General features: G+C 65.5%; 3 protein-coding genes. All 3 read left to right on the forward strand.

Features of this window, described 5'->3' with window-relative positions:
* A partial coding sequence (locus tag FV223_RS20695) for a type I secretion system permease/ATPase (protein WP_348644812.1) occupies positions 1-2,278 on the forward strand: 2,278 nt, incomplete at its 5' end.
* Between the two features lie 2 nt (positions 2,279-2,280).
* Positions 2,281-3,672 carry an HlyD family type I secretion periplasmic adaptor subunit gene (locus FV223_RS20700; RefSeq protein WP_147728770.1) on the forward strand — a complete coding sequence of 464 codons (1,392 nt, stop codon included), beginning with the start codon at positions 2,281-2,283 and terminating at the stop codon, positions 3,670-3,672.
* Positions 3,673-4,140: 468 nt separating this feature from the next.
* Positions 4,141-4,500: a hypothetical protein gene (locus FV223_RS20705; protein ID WP_147728771.1), complete on the forward strand. Its 360-nt coding sequence runs from the start codon at positions 4,141-4,143 to the stop codon at positions 4,498-4,500.
* Positions 4,501-4,616: the final 116 nt, after the last annotated feature.

The raw sequence follows: 4,616 nt of genomic DNA on the forward strand, positions 1-4,616 counted from the left end.
CCTCAATCTGACGCAGCTTGAGCACGACCTGCTCCGCGTTCGTCTTCTGGCCTCGCCGCATGTCCAACTCCTTTGGTCCTGGCTGATCCTCTCAATCAGCCCGGTCCAAAGCCAGCCGGTCAGGTCACATTCATCCGACGATCATCGGACCGGACAGCAGCAAAACGCGCTGATCGCCACGGGCGGCCTCGCCCTCGCCATCGTCGCCGCGGTTCATCGGCGACCGCTGGACCTGTCCCGGATCGCGCACGAGACAGGACGCCCGGGACAGCCTCTGACGCTATCGGAACTGGTCCTGGCCGCGCGGCGCAGCCACTTCCGCGCCCGAGCGGTTCGATCGCGGCCGGCCCGCCTCGCCGCGCTTCCGCTGCCGGCCATCGGCCGATCCCGCGACGGCCGGTTCTTCGTGCTGGCCCGCCGGCAGGACGATCGCACCTTGGTGCAGCGGCCCGGCGAGGCGCCCGCCGTCTGGACCGATGCGGATCTGGCGCAGGAATGGTCGGGCGAGCTCGTCCTGTTGACCAGCCGTGACGGGGCGCCCGGCCCGCACGAGACTCGCTTCAGCCTCGCCTGCTTCCTGCCGGCCGCCGCCCGGTTCAAGGCCCTGTTCGGCGAGATCCTGGCGGTCTCCTTCGTCATCCAGCTCCTCGGGCTCGCCGCCCCCCTGTTCTTCCAGGTCGTGGTCGACAAGGTGCTCGTGCACAAGGGGCTGACCACCCTCGACGTGCTGGTGCTCGGGCTCGTGGCCGTCACCGGCTTCGAGGCGGTGCTCGGCTACCTGAGGACCCATGTCTTCGCGCATACCACCAGCCGGCTCGACGCCGTGCTGGGCGCGCAGGTGTTCCGGCACCTGCTCGACCTGCCGATCGCGTACTTCGGCGCGCGCGCCACCGGGCAGACCGTCGCCCGGATGCGCGAGCTGGAGAACGTGCGCCAGTTCCTGACCTCGTCGGCGATGACGCTGACCGTCGACCTCGTGTTCTCGTTCGTCTTCCTGGCGGTGATGACCAGCTACAGCCCGAGGCTGACCCTGATCGTCGTGCTGGGGCTGCCGCTCTACGTCGCCCTGAGCCTGATTCTCACGCCGATGCTGCGGCGACGGGTCGACGAGAAGTTCCGGCAGGGCGCCGCGCAGCAATCGTTCCTCGTCGAGAGCCTGGCGGGCATCGAGACCGTGAAGGCCATGGCGATCGAGCCGCAGGCGCGCCGGCGCTACGAGGAGGGGCTGGCCGCCTACATCGCCGCCTCGTTCCGGGTGGTGTCGCTCGCCGCCGCCGGCAGCCAGGCCATCCAGCTCGTGGCCAAGCTGACGACGGCGATCGTGCTGTGGTTCGGTGCGCACGACGTGATGGACGGTGCCCTCACGATCGGGGCGCTGGTCGCGTTCAACATGCTGGCCGGGCAGGTCAACCAGCCCGTCCTGCGGCTGGCCCAGCTCTGGCAGGACTTCCAGCAGTTCCGCCTCTCCGTCGAGCGCCTGGGCGACATCCTGAACACGCCGACGGAACTCGCCGGCACCGGCACCCGCCAGGACCTGCCGCCGCTGCGCGGCGCGATCCGGCTGGAGGGCGCGAGCTTCCGCTACCGCCCCAACGGCCCCGAGGTCCTGCGCGCCGTCGACATCGCGATCCGGGCCGGCGAGGTGGTCGGCGTCGTCGGGCGCTCCGGCTCGGGCAAGTCGACCCTAACGCGCCTGATCCAGCGCCTGCACGTGCCCGAGCGCGGCAAGGTGCTGATCGACGGCGTCGACCTCGCCCTGATGGACCCGGCCTGGCTGCGGCGGCAGGTCGGCGTGGTGCTGCAGGAGAACGTGCTGTTCGCCCGCACGGTGCGCGAGAACATCGCGCTCGCCGATCCGTCGCTGCTGATGGAGCGGGTGATCGCGGTGGCGCAGCTCGCCGGAGCGCACGACTTCATCCTGGAGCTGCCCCAGGCCTACGACACCGTCCTGGAGGAGCGCGGCGCCAACCTCTCGGGCGGCCAGCGCCAGCGGATCGCCATCGCCCGGGCGCTGGCCACCGATCCGCGCATCCTGATCTTCGACGAGGCGACGAGCGCCCTCGACTACGAGAGCGAGCGGGCGATCCAGGCCAACATGCGCGCGATCTGCCGGGGGCGGACGGTGCTGATCATCGCCCATCGGCTTTCGACGGTGCGCGGGGCGGACCGCATCCTGGTGATGGACCGCGGCCGGCTCGCCGAGGAGGGCACGCACCAGGATCTCGCGACCCGGCCCGGTGGGCTCTACGCCGGCCTCGTCGCCGTGGCGGGAGGTTGACGATGGGCCAGGTTCACCCCTTCCCGATCCCCGAGGCCGGCAGGGCGACGGCGCGGGCCTTCCTTCCGGCCCACCTCGAGCTGCTGGAGACGCCGGCCTCGCCGACCTTGCGGGCGACCGGCTGGGTCCTGATGGCGCTGGTCGCCGGCGCCGTCGGCTGGGCCTGCTTCAGCGAGATCGAGATCGTCGCCACCGCGCAGGGGCGCGTCGTGCCGGTCGGCGAGGTCAAGCTGGTGCAGCCGCTGGAGACGAGCGTGGTGCGCGGCATCCACGTGCTCGAGGGACAGCATGTCGTGGAGGGCGAGGTGCTGGTCGACCTCGACCCGACGGAGGCCTCGGCGGACCTGGAAGCCACCCGCATGGAGCGGATGCAGGCGCTCCTCGACGCGGAGGCCGCGCGCCTGCTCCTGAGCGAGACGCCCGAGCCGGTGATCGCGCCCTTGGCGGAGGTGGAGCCGGCCCTGCTCGCGGCGACGCAGGAGCAGGTGCGGCTGCAGATGAGGGAGCACCGCGCGGCCCTGGCCGAGCTCGGCAGCGAGATCGCCGACAAGAATGCGGCCCTCGCCGCGAAGGCGTTCGAGACGGCCAGGAACACCGAGCTGACCCCGCTGGCCGAGGACCGCTACGCGACGCAGAAGGGCCTGTACGATCGCGGCAACGCCTCGAAGCTCAATCTGCTGCAGGCGCAGTACGACCTGATCGACAAGCAGACCGAGAAACGATCCCTGCCCGAGCAGACGCATCAGCTCCGTGCGGAGATCGCGGGACTGGAGCAGAAGCGGACGCAGGTGCACGCGCAGTTCCTGAAGGAGGCGGCCGACCAGCGGGTGAAGGCGCTTCAGAAGGTGGCGGTGGCCGACCAGAGCCTGCGCAAGGAGCGCCAGCGCGAGGCCTTGCGGCACTTGCGGGCTTCGGTGTCGGGCGTGGTGCAGGACCTGAAGGTGCACACCCTCGGCGGCGTGGCGAACGCGGCCGAGAGCCTGATGACGATCGTGCCGGACGCGGCGCGCCTGGAGGTCGAGACGTTCCTGCCGCACCGGGAGATGGGGTTCGTGCGCGAGGGCCAGCGGGCGGAGACGAAGCTCGAGGCGTTCCCGTTCACGCGGTACGGCACGGTGCCGGGCGCGGTCCGGCTGGTGAGCCGCGAGGCGAGCGTCGCGCCGAAGCCGCCGGGGCAGGCGCCAGCGCCGACCGCATCCGGCGATGGCGAGGGACAAGGCTACCGTCTCCTCGTCTCGCTGGATCGGGCGCAGGTCCGCGCGGAAGGGGCGGAGGTGGCGCTGCGGCCGGGGATGACGGCGCAGGTCGACATCGCCACGGGCAAGCGCCGGATCGTCGCCTTCCTCCTCGATCCCATCGAGAAACACGTCTCGGAGGCAGGACATGAACGATAAATAAATCTAGCAAGAACCACAAGCAGATTATTAAATAAATTTAACTTAGTCCAAATGAGGACCTAAATGCGGAACACTATAGTTCTAAAATTTGCAACAACGACTTCCATAATTTTGATGCCACTATTACTTACATCAGCGTATTACTTCAGTAAAATCAATAATGGCCAAATAAACTACTATGCTGATCTATCCATTATCTTATCATACGTAGATATACTACCTTTTGTCGCGTCACTATGGCTTATACTGACAAGAAACGAAGACTTGGTGTCAAGCATAATGAAAGTATATAACAAAAGGCCGATGAAATATTTCATAGTGCTAAATTCAACCATAGTTTTTATGATGGTTATTGTTAAAAAGTTTTTATGACCAAAACATAAAACAAATCAATACGAAGACGATAGTACCGTTCGACAAAGATCTACAACATAATCTAAGCGTCCATCTCACAGGAAAATCAAAATGCCATCAATTGATGTTATTGGTCGGATCACCGGTGCGGCTGGTGGGATCGACTCGACCACAAGCGTTGGTTCAGATACCCTATCGCAAGCGAACAATAGTGCTCAGCTTTCAGCAATGGGCGCAGGATTGTTTACTGCCGTAGCTCCGCTGACAGCAGTTACGGCTGGCATGGTAGCGGCCGATCTCCAAATAAAAAAATTGATCGCAGACCATAACCAAGGCGCTTCCACCAATACTCAAGTCGCGGATGTCATTACTTTGATCGGTGACATCAGTATCATCGGCGGTGGACTCAGCGCATATGTGGGTGCCGCTCCAGTAGGAGAATTGTTTGGTGCGCTGGGTGCTAGTGGTTGAGCCCTGACGGTTGAGTCCGTGTGGGGTTTCGGTTTGCGCCCCATCCTGCGAGTCTGGCGGGATGCGCAGTGGCATCTCTTTCACGCTCTCCACCTCGGATCGCCTTCGGCTCGAAG

Source organism: Methylobacterium sp. WL116, assembly GCF_008039455.1.
GTDB lineage: Bacteria > Pseudomonadota > Alphaproteobacteria > Rhizobiales > Beijerinckiaceae > Methylobacterium.

What these genes read in the sequence shown, in the direction of transcription:
- FV223_RS20700 (WP_147728770.1), top strand. Translation starts at nt 2,281, where the DNA reads ATGGGCCAGGTTCACCCCTTCCCGATCCCCGAGGCCGGCAGGGCGACG.
- FV223_RS20705 (WP_147728771.1), top strand. Translation starts at nt 4,141, where the DNA reads ATGCCATCAATTGATGTTATTGGTCGGATCACCGGTGCGGCTGGTGGG.